The sequence below is a fragment of the Microbulbifer maximicatervae (SeqCode) genome (assembly GCF_052467385.1).
In genome coordinates, this window is record NZ_CP174311.1 from 1,769,367 (window position 1) to 1,788,745 (window position 19,379).

13 protein-coding genes and 2 tRNA genes are annotated in these 19,379 nt (G+C 42.7%); 10 read left to right on the plus strand and 5 right to left on the minus strand.

All coding sequences use genetic code 11. The features are described from left to right. The first annotated feature begins 219 nt into the window (after nucleotides 1–219). From cysC to ACJJIR_RS07755, 10 genes are all read left to right on the plus strand, one after another. The gene (gene cysC / locus ACJJIR_RS07710; RefSeq protein WP_444907897.1) at nucleotides 220–849 is read left to right on the plus strand and encodes an adenylyl-sulfate kinase; all 630 of its coding nucleotides are present in this window, start codon (nucleotides 220–222) and stop codon (nucleotides 847–849) included. A gap of 195 nt (nucleotides 850–1,044) precedes the next feature. After that, nucleotides 1,045–3,411: a DUF6351 family protein gene (locus ACJJIR_RS07715; protein ID WP_444907898.1), complete on the plus strand. Its 2,367-nt coding sequence runs from the start codon at nucleotides 1,045–1,047 to the stop codon at nucleotides 3,409–3,411. Nucleotides 3,412–3,511: 100 nt separating this feature from the next. Then, nucleotides 3,512–3,587: transfer RNA gene (locus tag ACJJIR_RS07720), tRNA-Val, on the plus strand. Between the two features lie 27 nt (nucleotides 3,588–3,614). Further along, nucleotides 3,615–3,691, plus strand: a tRNA-Asp gene (locus ACJJIR_RS07725). Between the two features lie 242 nt (nucleotides 3,692–3,933). Further along, nucleotides 3,934–4,911 carry a 1-aminocyclopropane-1-carboxylate deaminase/D-cysteine desulfhydrase gene (locus ACJJIR_RS07730; RefSeq protein WP_444907899.1) on the plus strand — a complete coding sequence of 326 codons (978 nt, stop codon included), beginning with the start codon at nucleotides 3,934–3,936 and terminating at the stop codon, nucleotides 4,909–4,911. 176 nt (nucleotides 4,912–5,087) lie between these two features. Next, nucleotides 5,088–5,966, plus strand: coding sequence for an NAD(+) kinase (locus ACJJIR_RS07735; protein WP_444907900.1), 879 nt, complete (start codon nucleotides 5,088–5,090; stop codon nucleotides 5,964–5,966). A 134-nt stretch (nucleotides 5,967–6,100) separates the two neighbouring features. Beyond that, nucleotides 6,101–7,333 carry a glycosyltransferase gene (locus tag ACJJIR_RS07740; RefSeq protein WP_444907901.1) on the plus strand — a complete coding sequence of 411 codons (1,233 nt, stop codon included), beginning with the start codon at nucleotides 6,101–6,103 and terminating at the stop codon, nucleotides 7,331–7,333. Continuing rightward, nucleotides 7,330–11,148, plus strand: coding sequence for a glycosyltransferase (locus ACJJIR_RS07745; protein ID WP_444907902.1), 3,819 nt, complete (start codon nucleotides 7,330–7,332; stop codon nucleotides 11,146–11,148). Before ACJJIR_RS07740 ends, ACJJIR_RS07745 begins: the two co-directional genes overlap by 4 nt. Before the next feature lie 304 nt (nucleotides 11,149–11,452). After that, nucleotides 11,453–12,034 (plus strand): CatB-related O-acetyltransferase, encoded by a 582-nt coding sequence (locus ACJJIR_RS07750; RefSeq protein ID WP_444907903.1) that lies wholly within the window; start codon nucleotides 11,453–11,455, stop codon nucleotides 12,032–12,034. A gap of 1,554 nt (nucleotides 12,035–13,588) precedes the next feature. Further along, entirely contained in the window at nucleotides 13,589–13,822 is a 234-nt protein-coding gene (locus tag ACJJIR_RS07755; RefSeq protein ID WP_444907904.1) for a DDE-type integrase/transposase/recombinase, read from the plus strand. Nucleotides 13,823–14,377: 555 nt separating this feature from the next. On the opposite strand, the gene ACJJIR_RS07760 is transcribed toward ACJJIR_RS07755, so the two are convergent. The 5 genes from ACJJIR_RS07760 to ACJJIR_RS07780 are packed head-to-tail and all read right to left on the minus strand — an operon-like array spanning nucleotide 14,378 to nucleotide 19,376. Then, nucleotides 14,378–15,553: a capsular polysaccharide export protein, LipB/KpsS family gene (locus ACJJIR_RS07760; RefSeq protein WP_444907905.1), complete on the minus strand. Its 1,176-nt coding sequence runs from the start codon at nucleotides 15,551–15,553 to the stop codon at nucleotides 14,378–14,380. Then, nucleotides 15,554–16,816, minus strand: a complete 1,263-nt coding sequence (locus ACJJIR_RS07765; RefSeq protein WP_444907906.1) for a glycosyltransferase — start codon at nucleotides 16,814–16,816, stop codon at nucleotides 15,554–15,556. Nucleotides 16,817–16,819: 3 nt separating this feature from the next. Next, complete coding sequence (locus tag ACJJIR_RS07770; protein WP_444907907.1) at nucleotides 16,820–17,836, minus strand: hypothetical protein; 1,017 nt, start codon at nucleotides 17,834–17,836, stop codon at nucleotides 16,820–16,822. Beyond that, the gene (locus ACJJIR_RS07775) at nucleotides 17,833–18,531 is read right to left on the minus strand and encodes an ABC transporter ATP-binding protein (protein WP_444907908.1); all 699 of its coding nucleotides are present in this window, start codon (nucleotides 18,529–18,531) and stop codon (nucleotides 17,833–17,835) included. The genes ACJJIR_RS07770 and ACJJIR_RS07775 overlap by 4 nt, the downstream gene beginning before the upstream one ends. Beyond that, the gene (locus ACJJIR_RS07780) at nucleotides 18,528–19,376 is read right to left on the minus strand and encodes an ABC transporter permease (RefSeq protein ID WP_444907909.1); all 849 of its coding nucleotides are present in this window, start codon (nucleotides 19,374–19,376) and stop codon (nucleotides 18,528–18,530) included. The genes ACJJIR_RS07775 and ACJJIR_RS07780 overlap by 4 nt, the downstream gene beginning before the upstream one ends. Nucleotides 19,377–19,379 lie beyond the last annotated feature (3 nt).

Below are 19,379 nucleotides of genomic sequence, written 5' to 3' on the forward strand. Positions count from 1 at the left end.
TATTTTGCCCATTCGGCCCCACTATTAGAACAATGCCACTTTGTTGCTTATGCACTCAAGACTTTGAGTTGAATAGACACGTTATAACAGAGGGCTTTACGCTTACCGCCCAAATACTCGATAATTAGCGCCCATATCACAGGCAGGCATTGGCACAGAGTGCAATGAAATGCTTGATACCTGTGACACTAGGATTGTATTCAAGACTTGGAGTAATCAGTGACAGCTACAGTTGAGCAAAAAGCGACCAATGTCCATTGGCATGAGGGTGATGTGACCCGCGAAAACCGGGCGAGTCTCCTCGGCCACAAAGGTGTGACTCTTTGGTTCACCGGCCTTTCGGGCTCTGGTAAGAGTACTGTGGCTGTTGCTGTAGAGAAGGCTCTCGCTGCTCGTGGCGTGCTCAGCTACCGTCTTGATGGCGATAACATTCGTTTGGGCATCAATTCAAACCTCGGTTTCTCTGCAGAGGATCGCCAGGAAAATATCCGCCGTGTAGGCGAAATTTCCAAGTTGTTTGCGGATACTGGAGTGGTTGTTTTATCCAGTTTTATCAGTCCGTACCGTGAAGATCGTGATTTAGTGAGAAAGATGCATGAAGCAGGTGATCTTCCGTATATGGAGGTGTTCGTAGACTGCCCACTGAAAGAGGCTGAGGCACGTGACCCCAAAGGCTTGTATAAGAAAGCTCGCGCAGGTGAGATCAAAGGTTTTACTGGTATTGATGATCCCTATGAGGCACCTGTTTCACCAGAATTGCACCTTAATACCTCTGAAATGACTCTTGAAGAGGAAGTAGAAGTGATTCTCTCCACTCTCCAAGAGAAAGGCATTATCGCTAAAGACTAGGCGGTACTGCTTTCGATAGGGGGATCACTAGATCCCCTTTTTTTGTTTTTGTCCTAAAGATATATGCGCTTCTGCGCATCGCTCTACAAGTCCTGCCTCTCTTTAAGTCTTCCTCGGCGCCAACTGCCAGTAGCCAGGGACATCCGTTCATATACTCAAGCTGTACAGAAAGTGATGTTTCCTGTGGAGGCGCTTATGTCCGTTAGGAGAGGCTGGATACTCTCTATTTTGCTCTTGGTGCTAGTGGGCCTGGGGGCAGCAGCTTGGTATGGGTATAACCAGCTGCCAAAAGTCCACGGGAGCGTAGATGCTCCGGTGTTGAAGGTTCCTGAAGGGGTGCTGGACTATCAACCTGCGCCAGCTTATTCCGGCCCTCACCCCCGAATGATGTCCCGCCCGCCTGAATATTTCCCATTTCCTATTGGCTTGGGAGAGGTGGGGCCTGTAGAGACGCTATTTAGTGGCCCAGTCAGGTACCCTCTTTATTGTGGGAAAAACAATATTACAAATAAGCAGCCCCTGGTTGACAATCAGGATGGGGAAGGGGTGTCCATCTTTGCTCTAAATGATAAGGGCAGGAAGACAAAAGAGGTTATTGGGTATAGCCGGGATTGCAGTCACGCTACAGAGGTTACCTATTTTTACCGTAGTACCACTGATGGCCAGTTTCACTATCTGCATGAGGCCAGAAATGATATCGATAAGGTGACGGTAAACGGGAAGCAGGTAGATTTTATTGTTCGTGTAGAGACAGGCACGATCAACCGCCACTTTTATGCAATAGCAGTATTAAGGGGCGAGGGTGAGTCTGCAGGTAGACCAAGTGGTAGTAACTGGAATAAGCGGCTGATCTATCAGTTCCGTGGCGGCGTAGGCATTGGAGGGCGCCAGGGAAAAATCAACAAAGGAGATATCACCACGCGGCGAATGGATGAACTTGCGCGCGGTTATGCGATTGTCTATTCGACCGCCAATCAGACTAGAAACCACTACAACATGTGGCTGGCAGAAGACACTGCTCGTAGGGTGAAAAAGCAATTTGTATCGTTATATGGGGAGCCAATGTACACCGTTGGCATTGGGGGGTCTGGTGGAGCGATCCAACAGTATCTATTTGCGCAGAATGCACCGGGCCTCTTAGATGCCGCTATACCTTTGTATTCCTACCCAGATATGGTGTCCCAAACGATCTATGCCTTCGATTGTGAGCCACTAGAGTACTTCTTTGACATTGTGGATAGGCAGAATCAGCGCTGGAAAAAAGCTGAGGAGCGTACGGTTATCCAAGGGTTAGCTGCCAGTGAGAATGGTTCAAGTAAATTTGGGGTGTTGAGCTTTTTCGCCGGGATTTTTGATAGCCGCTATCGAGACAGGATGCAAGGAACCACTGAATGCGTCGAAGGATGGCGAGGCTTAGTGCCGTTGGTTAATAACCCTAATTTTGTTCATTTTGCTAAGAGTTTTTCTGCAGAGGTTATCCCTAAAGTGCATTGGACACACTGGGAAGATCTTCGCCAGTTTTATGGTGCAAATGCATCAGGGTATGCAAATAGTTCTTGGGATAATGAGGGAGTGCAGTACGGCCTGAAAGCCCTGGTGAACGGCGAAATTAATATAGATACATTTTTACGTGTAAATGCTGCTGTAGGTGGCTGGAAAGCGCCAGAAGATCAGATCCAAGAGCAGTTGTGGTTTATGAATGGGAATATGTTTCCGGTTCGCTTGTCCCTTTGGAGTGAGCAAAATCTCAATATGGGAACCCTCCAAAAGCCGGCGAAGCGTAGTCGCGCAAGTCTGGAGGCTATTAATGGAATATATCGTTCCGGGCACGTTTTCCTGGGGGATGTAGAGATCCCCATTATTGATTTGCGGCACTACCTCGATAAAGAGCCTGATATGCACCACAGCTCAGCCTCTTTTTCCGCACGCGAGCGTATTCGGCGTGCCCGTGGACATGCGGAGAACCAACTGATTTGGATGAGTGACAAAGGCTACAACCCATTGCATGAGGCGCTGGATTTAGTCGACCGTTGGATGCAGAGCATCATAGAAAACCCAGGTAAAGGTGTCGTGGAAAACCGCCCAGATGATGCCAATGACCGATGCTTTGACAAGGAAGGAAATTTACTTGCGTCTGGAGATAAGGTTTGGGATGGCCCCTGGAATAGCCAAGCCCCCGGGAAGTGTATGAGGGTATACCCGATTCATAGTACGTCAAGGCAAGTGGCGGGGGCGCCGGTGACTGATGATGTCTTTAAGTGCGCACTGCAGCCGGTTGAGCGGGCGCTGGCGAAGGGGATCTACGGTCCATTCACCGAGGAAATTTCCAGTCGTGTGGCAGATCTAAAGAGAATATTTCCTACCGGTGTTTGTAATTACAACGAGCAAGACTTGGCCCGCCCAAAAGAGCAGCTGATACCGAGGGGGATACCTGTGAAGATAGCTGGGCATCTGCTAGACCCAGACTATCGGCAGGGTAAGGTCTTGCAGGGAGCAAGTACTGAAGAGGCTGAAATGAGGGGAGTTCCTGTCTCTTTACCAGACGAATCGGATGGAAATTAATCGGACGTGATTATTTGGCGTGAAAATTGTTGACAGGAATCTACAGTCGGGTAATATGCGCCTCGCTCAAGGGGGCACGGCCCCTATAGCAAAGAGCACCGGGTGGTTAGCTCAGTTGGGAGAGCGACGGCCTTACAAGCCGTAGGTCACAGGTTCGACCCCTGTACCACCCACCAACTTCCAGAGAGGAAGTTTACTACCGAGGACCGGTAGTTCAGTTGGTTAGAATGCCGGCCTGTCACGCCGGAGGTTGCGGGTTCGAGTCCCGTCCGGTCCGCCAGATACAAAAAAGCCCTCACATGTGAGGGCTTTTTTGTATCTGGCTGATGCTGCTATTTGCCCTCCTTGCTTTTGCTCTCTATTGAACTCTTTCTGTTGGTTTGAGTGCACCTATTTCGCTAAATGTGGATTAGCCTAGAGGTGCTTTTTTTGAGAGCTGGTCCGGCTATTACATTGCTAGGGGGTATCTAACCTGGTTAATTGCCCTGGATAACCTTTTAACTAGCTTAATGGTGAGAGTTTATGGATTTTCTCGAGCGCTTGGACTTGAAAACCTTTAAGGAGTCAGCCCTAAGAGTGCCTTATGAAAGGGTTGATAGCCATTTGTTTCAGGGGGTTGAGCTTTGGGTGCGTAGGGATGACCAGCTTGATCCCTTACTTTCTGGAAACAAAGCATACAAACTGCTTTTTAATTTACTTGAAGCTACAGAGAGAGGGGTTAAAACAGTCGCAACCTGCGGAGGTGCATGGTCAAATCACATTCATGCAACAGCTGCAGCAGGAGCTCGCTTCGGTTTTTCGACGCTGGGGATTATTAGGGGGGAAAGACCTCCCAGTCTAAGTGCGATGTTGGAGGATGCCCAGCGCTTAGGGATGCAGTTGGTTTTTGTTAGTAGGGCTCAGTATCGCCGAAGAGGTGAGGCTACATTTTTGCGCGAGATTGGTCTTGAGGAGAATTCGATTCTCTTCGTACCGGAGGGAGGCTCTAATTGGGCGGGAGTTAAGGGGGCTGGATTTTTAGGGCAGGTAATTAGCGAAAGCCAACCGGTAGATTTCGATCAACTTTGGGTGGCATGTGGAACAGGCGCCACGTTTGCGGGGTTGGGCTCTACTATCAAAGCATCTCCTGTGGTTGGGGTTGAGATTCTTAAGGCGGGGGCCAGTGTGGCAACTGATTCGGCTTGCTGGTTGGAGAGGCTCGGGATGAGTCGCAATAATTTGCAGCATATTGAGGGGGTGTCTCTTGATCCGCTAGAAGAATACTCGAGGCTTAGGTTGCTAAGTGGGTTTCACTGTGGGGGTTATGGGAAGTATCCAGAAGGGCTTAAGCGGTTTCAGGTTGCCTTTGAGCGCGACACTGGAATCCCACTTGACCCGGTCTATACAAGTAAGCTCTTTATGGCTTTATCGTATTGTGTAGTGGCTGGCAAGGTGCCTGTTGGAAGCAGGGTATTAGCGATTCACACTGGTGGTTTGCAGGGGCGAAGGGGGTATCGTTGAAATTGGCTAGGTTCTTTTTAGTTGAGGAATAGCTGGTTCGTTCGACTCAACTGTGCGTCTCCGGCATAATAGCATATGGTGCGCCGATAGCTTGTTCCTAGTGCTCTGGTTACTAAATATAGTTACGTGCGTTGTATTTTCAGAGGTATGGCCCTTTTAGATTACCCGGGGGAGATGTGTCGGAATTTCAAACTATCGGACTAGTCGGCCGAACAGAGAGCGAAAGTACGGTTGTTTCCCTCAAACGCCTTATGTCTTTTCTTGAAGGCGAAGGCTATACAGTGGTGCTTGAAGAGGGAACGGCTGCGTCAGTAATGGAGCATCGTGTTCGTGTTTCTAAGAAGGAAAAGCTCGGTGAGTTATGTGATTTGGTGATTGTTGTTGGTGGAGATGGTAGTCTTTTAGGGGCTGCACGGGCACTAGCACGGTTTAGTGTACCATTGCTAGGGATTAATCGAGGGCGGCTGGGCTTTCTGACTGATATTACACCAGATCAAGTTGAGCAGAAGGTTGGGGAAGTGTTATCTGGTAAATATATGGCAGAAAGTCGTTTTTTACTAGATATGTCACTTACTCGTAATGGAAAACCAATTGGTGAAGGATCAGCGCTTAATGATGTAGTGCTACATCCCGGAGAATTAATTCGAATGATCGAGTTTGATCTCTATATTGATGGCCAATTTGTTTACACCCAAAGATCAGATGGTTTAATTATATCAACTCCGACAGGCTCCACTGCTTACGCTCTTTCTGGTGGCGGGCCTATTATGCACCCCAAGTTAGATGCCATAGTTTTAGTACCGCTAAATCCACATACGCTAAGCAGTCGCCCAATAGTGGTTGAAGGCAGCTCAGAAATTAAAATTGTTGTTAGCGATCATAGCATTTCTAATCCTCATGTAACTTGTGATGGACATGATCAAATTATTACAAAAAGTGGAGATGTTGTTAGAGTTCATAAAAAGCCACACAGGCTTACCCTGGTGCATCCAATTGAGCATAGCTTTTATGAGGCTTGCAGATCCAAGCTTGGATGGGGGAGTAGTAATCTCTGATCGTATGAGTTTCAAATTAGTACAAGTCATATGATTGATATCCTAGTTGGGGTATTAAGTGGTAAGCACGATATACTGCTGTAGTAAATGTATTTATATTTTTATATATTGTTTTTTGAGTTGTTAAGATAGTGATGAGAAAATATCTTTCTGAGTCAAGTAAATTGAGAATAGGTTTTTTTATTCCCTGGATTACTCAAGGTCGAGGGGGGACAGAAAGTGTAGGAGCGCTTATTGCTAACCTGCTATCAAGGCGTGGCCACAATATTTTCATTTACACATATGATTCGCATCACGGAAAGCCAACGTGGCACCTTGACCCTGAAATTAAATTACGAACTTTTGATGAAGATATCAATGGCGTCTCTTGTGGGCAGACAATATTTGAGCTTGCTGCTGATAACTTAGATGTTCTTGTTGGATTTCATATGAACCGGGAGTTTATCCGGTATGTATATTATGGTTGGAAGCTAAATGTCCCTGTAATTTTATCAGAGCACATAAATCCAGAGTTCCCTAGAAAAATTGGTAATTTTAATAAGCGAGAAAGGGAGATTATTTTCTCAGGAGCCAATCATATTCACGTTCTATTACCTGAATATAGGGACACTTTGCCACCCTACTTGCGGGAAAAAACGACAGTTATCCCAAATACTGTCCGATTACCGAAAAAACAGGCAAACCCTGATCGGGGTGCAGACAACTATATTTTGTGTGTAGCGAGATTGGTAAAGCGTAAGAGAGTTGACTTGTTGATAAGAGGGTTTGCGGCGTCTGGCCTTCAGAGTAAAGGTTGGCGTTTAAAGATAGCCGGATATGGCTCTGAAGAGGCGAATCTTAAAAGCTTATCAAGCCAACTTGCTGTAACTAAGTCTGTTGATTTCTTAGGGAAAGTTGACGTCCCCTACCCGCTTTTTGAACAGGCCAATATATTCGTATTACCTAGTGAAGCGGAAGGGTTTGCCTTAACGTGCTTGGAAGCGATGGCTCATGGGCTTCCATTAATAGGTTATGCTGACTGCCTGGGGCTGAATTACCAAATTCAAGATGGTGAGAGTGGCATTCTATGTTCACCCGAAGACCCTGTAGATAGTTTAGCTACTGCGTTAAAACAGTTGGGAAAAGATAAGTCGATGAGAGCTTTGATGGGGCAGAAGGGCCTTTCTCGATTTAGTGAGCTATTTTCTCATGAGGTGATTGTTGAAAAGTGGGAGTCTATGATAGCAAGTACGGTAGAAGAGGCTGGAAATTCTTTGCGAACATTAGCTCTCACGCAAGAAGATTTGGATAGGGTCAGGCTTATGGAAGTCTTGGGCTCCAATTTTTTAAATTATGGAAAAGAATTTAAGCTTGGCCAAAAGAAATGAAGCAAAACAGTTTTTTTGATCGCTTTGAGCGGATTGTTAAAGCCAGAAGTACACGAGAAGATTATGATTTGCGAAATTATATTCGCAATATAAGTCGTGAAGATGTTGTTTTCGGTTATGCAGAGAGTAATCTGAGTGGTGCATATGCAGCCAATCTCAATTTGATTTTTCCTGAACTGGCTGGTTTCAACCAGGGGGATATAAATAAAGCAAAGTATGCCTTCATCCCAAGAGCGCCATTTGAGGACTTAAGCAAAGATTCACATGTTGGAACTGTGGAAGTCCTGTCAAATATAAAGTCAGAGGACAAGGTTCTGTTCTTTGAGCAAGGGTTTATAGCTGCTGCTGCAAGCTGGAGTCATGCATTTAAGGCAAAGAAAGTTGAGTATGCTTGCCTCTCATATGTCTTCGATGATTTGGCATTTTATTATATGTCTAATTATGAGAGTCGTTTGGCAAGAAAGTTAAATTCTGACGAAAAATTATCAGATGCGGAATTTCGTAGAGCCGATGAGAATATAAGCAGAATTTTAAAAGAAAAGATATCTAAGTATAACTCCCAACCTCTCTCGTTTAATAATATTGGAAGAGATGGTGTTCCGAAAGTTTTGGTTGTTGACCAATCATATGGTGATGCTTCAACAGTCTATGGATTGGCAGATGATTCTACTTTTGAGGATATGTTGATATCCGCTATCCGTGAAAACCCTGAAGCTGATATTCTAGTAAAGACCCACCCTGACTCTATTTATGAGAAAAGTAAGCGGGCTGGATACTACAGTGGTTTACAAGACTTTGATAATGTCTATTTTTATCGCGAGCCCGTTAACCCATACTCAATGTTTGAGTTTATTGATAAAGTATATGTTGGTACAAGCGGAATGGGCTTCGAAGCACTTTTGGCAGGGTGTGAAGTAATCTGTTTTGGGGCTCCATTTTATGCTGGTTGGGGATTGACCGATGACAGAATTCTTGTTCCGCATAGAAGAACGAAAAGATCCCTGCATGAGTTGTTTTATTATACGTATATATGGTACTCACATTATTGTGTGCCCTCTATTGGCCAGGGTAGTCAAATAGAGGATGCAATTGATTATATTATTGAGCACCGCCCTATTAGGGAGATAGGTACAACTAAAACTGACGTCAGTAATAGTGTGGGCAGCCCAAAGGTCTCTATCATTATTCCGACTTACAATGTCGAGAGTTATCTTGCTAAGTGTTTAGATTCAGTCTGCTCCCAGTCTCTTCAAAATATTGAAGTTGTTGTCGTGGATGATTGCTCTTCCGATGATACTAGAGGGATTATTTCGAAGTATGCTTCCTTAGATAATCGGGTTTTGCCAATATTGCTTCCTGAAAATGTAGGGCAGGGAGTGGCGAGAAATGTTGGGCTTGAGCAATCTGCAGGGGAGTTTGTCTGGTTTTTAGATTCTGATGATTACTTCTGTGATGATGATGTGTTGGAACACCTTTTCAGTACGGCTGTGTCAAATAATGCAGACATGGTTCGAGGAAGGAAGCAATGTGAAAGGGTTGAGAGTGCTACAGGTGAATTTAAGTTTAATAGGCCAGACCCGTCCGAACAGTACTTCTCAGGAGGATTTGAGGCTAAAGCTTTTATCGAGTTGCCTTTGCTACTCCACAATAGACATTTTTGGACGTTTTTATATCGAAGAAGCTTTTTAATTGAAAACGATATTAAGTTCCTTACACCTCAGTGGGAGGAGCGTTATTTTCTAACCAAAGCATTTCTTGGTGCGAATAAAATAGCTGATTCAGCTTACGAAGCTGTTGTGTACAGAGTACGGCAGAACTCAACTGCGAGAAGGGAAAAGAATGTTTCTGATGCCTTGCTGTTTTTGCAAAACTTAGAAGGAGTTGTTGATCTATATTTGGATAAGATAAGTGGTGAGAAAAATTTTATTACCGCCCTTGCCTTTAATGTTTCTCAGTTTTTGCATTATATTTTCTATGGATTTGTTTGGAAAGTCATTAGAAATCTAGAGCATGGTGAGGATAGGGATTTTCTTCTTGAAAGACTTGAGTTTATCTTCAAAAAGTCACAGCTTAACCATAGTCAACTGCTGAATGAACCAAGTGCAATATCTCAGGATAGATTTTTAGAATATAGATATCATGTGATATTTGAAGGTGTAAAAGCGGGTGAATGGCAGCTGGTTTCTGATGTTGTAGATGGGAAAAAAATAGATCTAGATGTTGCTTATAGCCACTTGTTGTCCAAAAATAATCACCTCTCGTCAGCTATTAACAAGTTTATCAAGTATTCTAATGGCTCGATAAGGTATTCGACTTCGTTAGATTTAAATGAAGTTGTTTTACCAAAAATTGTTATACATATCGGCTCATCAAAGACAGGGAGTACCTACCTTCAGCACCTTTTGGAAGGAAATAGAGCAGCATTAATTAATGCAGGTGTATATATCCCTGAGTATGGTTTATTTTGGCAGAAGAATAGAAGGCATAAGCAAGCCGGTCATGCAGGCTTTTTACATGCAGCTATTCGTAAGAACTTCGAACTAAAAAAGAGATTGCTTAGCTCCCTTGCAGTTCTCGGAGGGAGGATTCATACAGTTATATTGTCATCAGAAGCGTTTTTTCTTGCTGATGAGCCAGAAAGGCTTGTAGATTACTTCTCTGAATTTGATGTGGAGATGATAGTCTACTTGAGACGCCAGGATGAGTGGGCAAATAGTCAGTACATGGAATTTGTTGCTGGAGGTGCAGTAGGGAAGGTTTCTGAATCTTTTCAGGAGTGGCTTTCCTGCCCGAAAACTCAGTATAGAATGTCGTATGACCTTGTTGTTGATCGGTGGCGTAAAAAGCTGCCACTTAAAAACATTAAAGTCAGGGTTTTCGATAAAAAGCAAATGGTATCTGGAGATTTGCTAGCGGACTTTATCCAAGCAATTGACCTGCCTTCTACCCCAGTTCTCAAAGATGTTTCCCTTGAGGAGCGTAATGAGGCTCAACTTAGCGCAAGGCACGTTGAAATCTTTAGATTATATAATGGTTACTTTTTCCCCTCCCATAATGACTATCTTCTGTTTATTCAAGAGGCCCATGATAAGTTATCTAAACTAGATTTGCCCTCAGACGGATTTTCTGTGATTAGTGCAGAAGAGCGGAAGACTTTATTGGTGAAATATGGTGAGTCAAATAAGTATATTGCTAATCAATACCTTGGTCGTGATGATGGTATTTTATTTGAGAGGGTAGAATCAAATAAAGTGCCGGTTGGTCCTTCAGTGAATTTAACTATTGCTGAAGTGATGGCTGTATCTGAGGCTTACAAAGAAATCTCTAATTCTTGGAGTAATATTCTCAAAGGTGGTAGGGAGCATAACAAAAAAAATAGCTCGTCACATTCTAAGAAAAGCCATAAAAATAAAAGACGTCAAGAAAAAATTATTAATTTCGGTTTTTTCTCTTGGCGATTGCCATTCTTTAAGTTGGCTGATTCATATATTGAAGGAAGGCTTTCTCGGGGCGAGTACGCTATATTCTTGTCTGACCCTGCTGAATTTTTATCCCGATTAGAGAATCCTAAATATAAATATGCCAAGTACTTTCTTGTTTCATATCGTTCTGTCTATGGCCTGATGGGGTGGCGCAAAATTTATGTGCCATTAATTTATAAGATTCTTCGACGGTTTAAAGGTGCCGAGCTGGCGTCAGAATTCTCTCAATCCCCAGTGGAGTTTTGTAGAAAGTTACAAAATCCTGTCTTTGCTGTAGTTGGCCGTTTACTATTTCCTTCTGGTGAAGTAGTTGATGGGGGGAGGGTTGGCTAATAGTTTATGTTTGAGTAGAGTGCATGGTTAATAAGATTTTTGGTGTACCCTGACTTTAGCTAAAGCTAGATATTTCTATTAGTGTTCAGCTTTTACTTTAGAAGGCTTGCTGTTTGAAGGTTGTCTGATATGGCAAGCCGATTACTTAAAACTAGTGTATAGATGACGTAAATCCAGCGTTATGGCTCTCGAAATTTTATTCGTAAAGCTACATGTGCTGATTACGAGATACTACAGTGATAAAGCCTTGTAATGTATAGTGTTTAATAAGCGGGCATGTGTCACTTTCATGAAGGAGATTTTTATGACCTACTACAACCCTTTGATCGGTGAAGAAAAAAAGAAAGGTTGCATTAGGGGCGGCGGACCCTGGGATGTAAAAGGTAGGATTGGAGTTGGGTATCATTCATCAATAAATGGTTCAATTAAAGTAAGAGGTCAGGTTTTAGTAGGTAAATATTGTGCAATTGGCGACAGCTGTAGGCTTATAGCAGCAAGCCATGATACACAAATTATCAATATGCAGATTTGGCTTCAAAATAAACTTGGTCTTACGAAAGGTGGGGCATCAAAAGGCCCAATTGTTGTTGGCAATAACGTATGGATAGGCGATGGAGTGACGGTATTGTCCGGGGTGACGATTGGTGATGGTGCTGTATTAGGGGCGGGTTCTGTGATAACTAAGGATGTAGAGCCATTTAGTATAGTAGGAGGGTCTCCATCAAAGCACATTCGGTTCAGGTTTTCTAAGCATGTCAGGGAGCAATTACTGAGAATTAAATGGTGGGACTGGAGTGATGAAGTCATTCTGAATAATGCTGACTTTTTTAGCCTGTCGATAGGGCCAGAGGAAGACCTTGATTTGTCTGCTTATATCCCTGGATAGAATATTTATTAGGATTTAGATTCCTCTCGAGAGCCTTACAGAAGCTGTTGTGGTCGAGTCCAGCCACTCGGCTCTTCAAGCAATTTTTTTCTAATTCTATGGGGGTATCTCCCCCAGCGATATATGTGGTCTGTATGAGCTGTAATAAGTAATATAGGTTCTCATATCTGTTATCGTATTCTCCCAGTGCTGTAGAGTTTTCGGTTCACCCCCCCCTTTTTTTTTGGCTGCTAAATGAGAGTTCAGTCGGTGTGTTGCCCTATCAAATCCCCCTACGATTCGTTGAGTTGATCATAAAATACTGCTTCAATAGTGCTTGTTGGGTGTGGTTGGCATAATTATTAGTTCAAGCAAGGTAGCCTAGAAAACCTATAGGTGTGTACACAAGTTGACTGCCGTCAGCAATGTTTAACTTACTAAGGTCATTTTCATCTTACAACCTAAATGCCAACCAGTAATCCGGTGTGAATATAAGTCAAGTATTACTGCCAAGCATAGCCAGCTTTGTAAGACCCAGATGTGTTTTATCTGGGTAGTTCAATCTAGATTTTAGTGTCCGGTGAGAGTTTTCTATTTATTAGTTTCAGCGATTGGCAGCCGGTGTTAATTGTCAAGCCTCGCTTTTGATTAGCTTGGGGCTTAATAGCGCCTAATTTTAAGCCCTTTAATTGATTACATGCTGGCATTACTTAGCTATCTATTAAGCTATCATTACCGCGTAATAGCTATTCTTATTTATTTGCCTACCTGACTGAGGCCTCTAACTGGAAAGTTACCTTTCTTCTCCCCAATAAAGCTGTACATTTTTTTATTTCTGCCGTAAGGAATATGCTGGTGAGTTCAACCCGTGTGTGTAGTGGTCTAATCCTTCCGGGCACTTCACTAAGATGGTAAAATTACAACCGAAGTGAAGTATGACAACAAAAGGCACACGTCGAAAATTCAAGCTGGAGCTCAAGAGAGGTGCGGTTGCTTTTGTCTCGGAGCACGGGTATTCGATTTCCAAGGTTGCAGAGGCTGTAAGACCACGGCTAACAACCTGCGATGCTGGATAAGGATTAGAGTAGGAAGAGAGCAGATTAAGGTTGGATACGGGCGAACGAGCTGAACTGGGCCAGCCATATGTGAAGTAACGCAATTGTGGATAGAGAAGGAAATCCTAAAAAAGCCAACGCCTTCTTTGCGAAAGAAATGAAATAAAGTACGAATTTAATAAGAAGCAGTAAGGCAGCTTTCCAGTTAGGGCGCCTCTGTCGAGTGATGCAAGTAAATAATAATAGCTATTACGAATGGTGTCGCCGTAGTGGTGGCCCAATAGATGTTCAGATTTGGCAACTACGCTATCGATTGAAGGCCTTATTTGTAGAATCTCGACAGAATCTAGGAGGCCGTCGGTTACGCAAAGAAGGCTCTGAATTGGGCACTATCGAGCCCGCAAGCTAATGAAAAAGCTAGGTTTGCCAGTAAAGCCCAAAAAGCGATTTACACTAACCATAAATAGCAAGCATCAACTGCCAGTTGCTCTGAATCTTCTGAGCAGGGATTTCTCGCCGAGTGCTAAAAATTGAGTTTGGACGACTGATATTATATATCTGGACTTTGCAGGGCTGGTTGTACTTGGTGGTAGTGATTGATCTATATTCGCGCCGGATTGTTGGTCGGCATCTAGATCGTAATCTGGAAGCGGCCTTAGTAATTAGTGCGTTGATGATGGCTGTCATTTTGTGTTCGCCCCCAAAAGGTCTTCTGGATCACTCTGATCGTGGCATATCTACCAAACATTTTTGAGGCAGCATGGAATAGTGTGTTCAATGAGTCTCAAAGGAAATTGTTGGAACAGCACACCGACTGAGCGTTTCTTTAGCTGCTTGAAGATCTATGGTTGGCGGGCAACCTCTATCCGCCAAGGAAGGGCGCGCTAGCTGATGTGAGAGCTATATTGCTTATTACAACTTGCGAAGAATACATACAGCACTGGCAGAGATAGCCTATATCAAATTTGAGATATGTGCTTAAAGAAGCGTCCGGTTAGATTTGATCACAACCCCCTGCTTAACTACCTCATTATTTTTAAATCTTGATCAAAGCTAAAAAATCCTAAATTCTGTGAAATTGTGATGCGCAATTTAAGGTTTTACGTGAAAAAACGTATCTAGGTTGTTTTGCTCTTAATTTTTCTACCCTGTAGTGGGTGCCCATGATGCAACGCTTGGCGAGCGTATCACACTAGGTGTTAAGTGGCCCGGATCTACCTTTTGATAGTTGATCTATATATAATTTCCCTCTTGTCGACGGGTTTGGTTTTGCACCGATGGTTTATCTTTTGGTGGCAGTATGTGACTTTTAGAATTTAAAGAGCTTAAAACTAACTTTAAAAATATCTACTACCTTAATGTAAGTTTTAAAAAGGTGAGTCAACAGGTATGGAAGGGAGAGAATGGGGGATTTTATTGAATAGTTGGGTAATTTTTTTTGAGTGCTTACTAAAGTACTTAAAAGGATGTTTGCAGAAGCTATGTCGAGAGTGGTATTTGTATCTATTGATTGATTAACCTTTTGCTTGCGGATGGCCTTAGAGGAATCAAAGAGACCTTCTCCTACAGCATAGACTTGCTTTTCGTAAATCAAAGCTTCAAGTAGCACTGTACTATTTATACCAACAACAAAGCTGCACTCTGAAATAAGTTTATGAATATTGGTTTCAGAATCAATTAGCAGCCTGCTGGAAATTTCATTTGCATTTAAGGGTAGACTGCCTTTAGATAGTGGGTGCGGTCTGGCTATAATGCTGTATTCTTTAGGGGTCATAGTTTCCACCCAGGCCAAAAAATCCTGCATTTTTTTGAATGGGGAAAAATTCGTAATGTTTGTGTCTGTTTCTAGCTGGAGTGGAATAAATATATAATTCTTATCCTTTATTTTATAATTTCCATTTGTTCTTCGGTAATTGCTTTTCCATGCCTCAATCTTTTCATTTTCTAGGGGTGATAATTTCGCTTTCTTTTCTTTAGCGATAGAGCTTTTAGCGTTTACTCCCAAAGAGTCAGTGTAAAAAGTTCCCTTTTGGGGGAACCAACCCGCCTCAACATAGCGGTATGCTTGGCAATGATTCAGCCGTTGACTTAGAGATAAAAAGTCTTGTTGATAGTGAGCAAGACCATTCCAAATAACTATTAATTCTGGCTTAAAATTGGCTACAATTTTTTCATAGGCCTTGAAACGGTAGTCCCTAATTAAATCCATTGTAGAGGATGGGTCCTTTGCGAACTTAAGTGCGAACTCTTTATTTCGAGGGAGTGCGTAATAGTTAATACCAGATGCGGCGACTATACTGCCAATTACCTTTCGGCAGCATACAGTATGGGGGGCTGTGTGAGAATTTCGCGTTAATAACTGCACTTCTTCCTCCACAATTAAAAATACTTCATTCCCCTTTTTAATTTCATGCTGGGCAAGAGCACAAATGTTCTGTGCTTTAAGGATGTCTGGCATGGCTTCATAAAATAGTATCTTTTTCATTTATATAGAATCGTAGATACGTATAATTTCATTGGCAACATCTTTGGCTGAAAGTGGGGGTGAGGGTGGTGAGAATTTTTGTGGAGCATCCAAATAGCATTGAAGAATTTTTCTGAGCTCATAGGCGTTTTCAATAGGGAAAATCACATTATCTTCTAAAAGCTCGGCGCACCCTGGGCTAGCGCTGGCAATAACTATTTTACCTCTTGCTGCAGCTTCTAGCAATACTTGAGGTTGGTTCTCAGGGCTAGTGCTTGGAATGACGAGGATGTCAATGGAGTCTATAAAAGAAACCGCCTGGGCTTCAGTTACTTCTCCAATATAATCGATATTTAATTCAAAGTTTGATATCTTATTAAAGTACTGATGGTCATGGATTTTACCGGCCACTTTTAAGCTTACATTGGGACTTTTTAGTTGTTCTAGCGCTTCAATTAAAGTATGAAGCCCTTTATGTGGGGCTAGTGCGCCAAGAAAACCAATGGTAACCTTAGGGTTTGAACCTACTTCTTTTCTTCCCGGCCTTTCTTTAAACCAGTGATTTGATAACCCTGCTGGAATATAGCAAGTATTAGATAGACTAAAAAAGCTCTCTAGCTTTTCCTGTCCGGTTTTTGATAAGCAAATTATCTTCTTGGCAGAGCAGAGGATGTCCCTTAAAGTTTCATTTCGTGAACTCCAGCTAGGAGTTGCTTGCTTTTGGTATATATTATTCGCGTAAATTAAGCCTTGTGCGATTACATTGGTGTATTTAAGGCTTGCGACCTCTCTTACAACCTTCTTGGGGTGAGTTTTTGTGATGCACTTGCGACATATACTAGAGGTTTCGAACCCCTTGCAGAAGGTCCCATTTGGGAGTGTTAGTGTGTGCTTAGGGCAAAGCCACCAAAAATCGGTAATACTCACAAAATAGGGTATATTTAATGTTTCAGCAGCTTTTAATATATTTACTCCTATATGCGCCGGATTAGCCATATGGACAATGTCAGGCTGTAATTCGGTTAACCACTTGACATAGAAGTTGACATCAGCACCTAATAAGCTGCACCAGCCGTTCGTGGGAATTCCAATAAACCCTTTACATTGTTCGTCTTGTTTCTGCTTGATGTGCTCAGGGTTTCCCGCTGCAATGAAGATTTCATATCCTCTGGGCTTTAGCTCGGAAGTTAGGTTTTTAATGTACTTTTCTGTACCTTGTTTATAACCTGCTCCATACTGCATTGTTACAAACAAAATGCGACTGTTTTTACGCGGCAGCTTCATTTTTTAGGGGGTATCTGAAGTTTGAGTGTTGGCGTCTTTTTGGGTGCTGAGTTTCTTACTTAATATATCTAACCGCTTCTTTTGGTGAATAGTAAATTCAGTTAGTAGGTGTTGGGCCTCTTCTATAATTTTTGATTCAGGAGGCGCAAAGCCTTTTGGGATGGGCTTCTTGGTTGGGAGTGGGCACTTAAAATCTTGTGAAATTTTTCTAAAAATTGGGCGCGATATAGCCTCAGCAAGACATCTTTTTTGAAAGCTACTTATAGGGTGCGCCATTTTTTGGTCAAATTTCGAAACCATTAGCTCTGAAAATTGGTGACGTAAAGGGGGGTGGCTAGATCTTGAGAACGCACACATTGCAAAAACTGTGTAGATATTTGGAGTTATATTTCGTTTTTTTCCTGAATAATCCAGTTTGCTAGTTAGGTCGCGTAAACCAATAGCTTGCATGAAATCGGAAATCAATGAGTGACCTATCCATTGCTCACTGCAATAAGGGCGGACTATCATATTCTCTTTTCCGAATACTTTTGCCCAGCAAAATACAAACTTTGGTTTTAATGCCGACCAGTAGACAAAAGGATTGATGATAGCTGGAACCCATTTCACGGCCCGATACAAGCGGAAAAAATCTTGTCTTGACTTGCTGCTTTTAAGTTGTTGCATTATGCCAGACTCTAGATATTGGTCTGCACTTCGGATATATGCGACTATACTGACCTCATGATTAGCAAGCCACTTTTTGAGTAACGCTATTTCTTGCCTTTTAAGAGTGCACAATTTCTCAGAGCTAATAACTAAACATTTTGAGTTACTGTTAAGTGCTGATCGGAGCCTTTGCCAGGCAGGGCCTTGCTTTCCAGCTAGAAGCTCCTCTACTAATAATTCATGATGTACAAACGTTCCAATTTTTGGATAAATCACTTCCTTTTCTTTGAGGATGTCTTGATTGGACGAAAGAGTATTTTGAATGGTTGTTGTTCCAGTTTTATCGGAGCCAATATGCAAAATAACTTTCATGAATGGGCTACTTCTTGAGAGTAACATTCTAGTACAGCCTCAACCGATCCTGACATTTTGATTTGCCCTTTATCTATCCATATAAGCCTATTGCAAAGTTTTCGTAGTGTGTTTGTTGAGTGGGATACTAGCACTACTGTTTGATTGGACTTGATTCTTTTCGTAAGTTCATTATATGAACGCTCTCGAAACCTCTGGTCGCCAACACCTAGGACCTCGTCCAGTAAGAGGATTTCGGGTGCGGTATGCATAGCGATTGAAAAAGATAGCCTTGCCCGCTCCCCCGCAGAGTATGTGCCAGCGGGCTGCTCCATTAGGTGTTCTATCTCACCGAATTTTGCGATACTAGATGCCTGGGACTTCGCTTCCGATATTTTCATTCCTTGAGTTACTAACGAAATTATAGTGTTGTCGTAACCGCTGAGCTTTTTATTGAACCCTAAATTTAGAGACAGCAATTGAGATCTTATGTGTCTGGCTTTAGTAATTTTTCCGCAGTCTGGGTCAATAATGCCTGCCAGCAATTTCAAAAGGGTAGACTTGCCTGCCCCATTATGACCAACTATGCCCAAAGTCTCCCCTTTTATTAGGTCAAAATTTATTTCATGCAGGACCTGCTGTTTTTTTGCAAATGGACTTAAGCTGCGTTTAAGCTTAACACCTACATTTTCAAATGTTATTACCCTATCTGTCACAGGAGCGTCCTTGGATAAAATCGGTCAAATTTCTTTAAGATTAAAATGCCCAGAATGAATGCGCAGAAAGAGAATAGGTATGGATAAATTAGTAGTTCCGCATCCAGTAACTCTCCTCTGAGTAATATGGCTCGATAACTATCGAATATTGTTACAAACGGGTTTAATCGTAAAATGTCCTGTATATGCTCGGGGCGGCTGTTTACATCAAAAAAAATACCAGATGAGAACAGTATTGCGGTCATGCCCAAGCTTATAATATTCCTTACATCTGGAATCAAAGGAACTATGGCTGCAGCGACATAGCTAAACCCAAGGTTTACGAAAAGTTGACAGACTATTAATGGAATGAGCTGCAGCCAATAGATATTTGGTTTGAAGCCGTTGAGTGCGCAAAACATAGCGAGAATAGGTAGTACAATTAAAAACCGTAATAGCATTGACAGGTTGACAGAGGAGGGAAATATCCATTTAGGCAAGTAAAACTGGTTGAGTATCCCTTTATTGTTACTTATCGAAGTGCCGCTAATAGTGATAGATGACGAAGTCCACTTGAAAGGAATAAGCGCGCAAACTAGAAAAAAAACAAAATTTGAGCCTGAATGTCCACCTCGTAATCCGCTTGAAAAAGCAACATAAAATAATGCAGTCAACAGGACAGGTTCTAGCACCCACCATATGGAGCCTAGGTAAGAGTTTTCTGAATCCGCTTTCAGAGCGCCAACTCCGCGAACCCAGACAATGCTCAAGTAATTCTTTAACATCTGATTGATGAGCTCATTGTTGATAGGTCTTACGCCACCAGAAAACTGGCCTCTACCTATATCAGTAGTGACCGTTGTCATAGT